The organism is Erwinia sp. MYb416, from assembly GCF_037479575.1.
GTDB classification, from domain to species: Bacteria; Pseudomonadota; Gammaproteobacteria; order Enterobacterales; family Enterobacteriaceae; genus Erwinia; species Erwinia rhapontici.
Genome location: NZ_JBBGYT010000030.1, coordinates 1 through 1379 on the forward strand (window position 1 = coordinate 1; position 1379 = coordinate 1379).

Genomic DNA, 1379 nt, shown 5'->3' on the forward strand with positions numbered 1-1379 from the left:
GACCTGTCCGTTGTAGGGGTCGGGCATGTGTAGGACCGGGTACATAGGTAACAGATCAGACCGGGCACACAGGTAACACTTTTATGCCGGGTCGACCCTGATAATACGCTTTTCTGCCCGTTCATAGTAAGCCAGTATCAGCCGGTCGAAGAGGATGACATCCACGCCGTCATCCACTTCGACCAGCCTCACGTATTCTCCCCTCAGCGCTTCGCTCAGGAACATCCACTTATCCAGCTTTATTCCTCCCTTTGCCTGAACCCGCAGCAGCCTTGAGCCCTCCGGGTATTTCACCTCCGGCACCTCCCCGTCCCACCCCCGTGCTGACGGGGTCCATACCGACGACGGCGTTTTTCCTCCGTGCGCCTCGTGCGGCCGCTCTGCGTTGAACTCTCGCCGGTAGGCGTCGAACCACATCTGCTGCTCTGCCTGCGTCGTGAAGATGTTGCCGCAGGCCAGCGCTCTCTTCAGTGAACGGTGCATCCGCTCATGCCGCCCGTTCTCTTCAGGATGCCCTTTCCTGATCCGTTCCGGCAGGATGCCCGGCTTTATCAGCCAGACGCTGAGCCGGCTCAGGCCGGCGATGCCCGTACCGGCGAAGGGATGCCCGTTGTCCGTGCGTATCACGTCCGGCAGCCCGTATTCCCGGAAGGCCCGCTCAAGATTCTGGCGGACGAACGCCCCGGTTTCACGGGTGCCTGCTTCACACGCCAGCAGGTAGCGGCTGAGGTTATCCGTCAGGGTGAATGGCCGGCAGAGGCTGCGGTCACGCAGGCGGAACCAGCCCTTGAAGTCTGCGCTCCAGACCTGATTAACGCGGCAGATATCCGTCAGACCTGCGGCGTTACCGGGCGTGCGGCGGCGGACTTTACGGGGCGTGACCAGCCCTTCGCGAGCGAGCAGGTTGCCGATGGTGCTGGCGGCAGGAACGTGGCCGGGATGGCCCGTGTTAATCAGCCAGTGTCGCAGTTTTTTGGGCCCCCAGTCCGGGTGTGCGCGGCGCAGGGATATCAGGTGCTGTGCCAGGTCGGGAGGGATAACGCAGGATGAGGTGAGGCGCGCGCGGGAGAGGTTTTCAAGGGAGCGAAGGTCGCCGGGGTCAAAGCGTTCAAGCCATTTGTAGCCGGTTTTGCGGCTGATGCCGAACTGGCGGCAAAGTGAAGCGACAGAGTGTGTGCCTGCGAGGCAGGCACGGATAAAATCGAGGCGTTGCATGGTAACAGTCTCAGTCCAGGGCATAGTGAGTCTCTTCCGCTATGCCGTTTATAACTGTTACCCATGTGGTCAGTCTAAAGTGTTACCCATGTGGTCGGTCTGTACCCGTGCCTCGCCCCTACGCAAAATGAGGGTGGGTGACCTGTCCGTTGTAGGGGTCGGGG

1 protein-coding gene is annotated in these 1379 nt (G+C 61.2%); it reads right to left on the reverse strand.

The window, feature by feature from the left end; translation table 11 throughout:
- Nucleotides 1-81 precede the first annotated feature (81 nt).
- Nucleotides 82-1215, reverse strand: coding sequence for an integrase core domain-containing protein (locus tag WH277_RS00280; protein ID WP_339454800.1), 1134 nt, complete (start codon nucleotides 1213-1215; stop codon nucleotides 82-84).
- Nucleotides 1216-1379 lie beyond the last annotated feature (164 nt).

What these genes read in the sequence shown, in the direction of transcription:
- WH277_RS00280 (WP_339454800.1), bottom strand. Translation starts at nt 1,215, where the DNA reads ATGCAACGCCTCGATTTTATCCGTGCCTGCCTCGCAGGCACACACTCT.